1 protein-coding gene is annotated in these 608 nt (G+C 37.2%); it reads right to left on the reverse strand.

Annotated elements, in window-relative coordinates; translation table 11 throughout:
- A partial coding sequence (locus MOC86_RS22020; RefSeq protein ID WP_268586126.1) for an SLC13 family permease occupies positions 1-608 on the reverse strand: 608 nt, incomplete at both ends.

A 608-nucleotide genomic window follows, 5' to 3' on the forward strand; every position in this document is an offset into this window, starting at 1 on the left:
TCCTACAGTTTCTTGAATCATATCAACAACAGAACCTAATGTGATTAAAATCACAGGAAAAATTGCTGTGAATATACTGATTCCAAACCCTGGGGTTTTATCCAATGCAAACGTTTTTTGTGCACCTATTGATACAACTTCTCGGTTTGTATGGAACATACCGGGAGATAATTTCTCGATAACTCTTGGATACCATATACCAGCTATAATAACCGTTGGAATGGCAATAATAATACCTACAATTAAAACCATCCCAATATCTGCTCCATATTCAGAAGCAACGGCTGTTGCACCTGGATGTGGTGGAAGAAAAGAATGCGTTACTAATAAAGTTGCACTCATAGGAAGTCCTAATTTGATAATTGATATGTTTAATTCTTTTGCAATGGTAAATACAATAGGAATTAAAAGGACAAAAGCGACTTCATAAAATAATGTGATACCTATAATGAATGAAGCAAATACGACTGCCCACTGTATCTTTTTTTCACCAAATTTGTTAAGTAACGTCATGGCTATGCGGTGGGATCCACCTGCGTCTGCAAGTAATCTTCCAAGCATGGCACCAAGTCCAAAAATGAGACCTATATGGCCAAGCGTACCTCCTA

It is taken from the genome of Priestia endophytica, assembly GCF_026790145.1.
Lineage (GTDB): Bacteria > Bacillota > Bacilli > Bacillales > Bacillaceae_H > Bacillus_I > Bacillus_I endophytica_A.